Consider the following 219-nt stretch of genomic DNA (forward strand, 5'->3'; position numbering starts at 1 on the left):
GGTAAGCCGAGACCTGCACGGTCTGCGCGGCCTGGGTCAGCGGCATGTCCTGCCACCCGTCGACCTGCTTCAGACCCGTGAGGAACGCGGTCGTCGAGTACTCAGGGTTGGTGATCTGCTCCGGAGTACCCCAACCCGAACTCGGGCGCTGCTGGAACAGGCCCAGCGAGTCGTGGTCGTTCATGTCGCCGAGGTGGCCCAGGTTCTCCAGCTTCGACT

At 65.3% G+C, this 219-nt stretch carries 1 pseudogene; it reads right to left on the bottom strand.

Annotation, left to right across the window (positions count from 1 at the left end):
* Window positions 1-219 (bottom strand): annotated as a pseudogene (locus ACLQ28_RS34695) (hypothetical protein); the annotation flags it as partial.

It is taken from the genome of Micromonospora sp. DT201 (assembly GCF_049841575.1).
Classification (GTDB): Bacteria; Actinomycetota; Actinomycetes; order Mycobacteriales; family Micromonosporaceae; genus Micromonospora.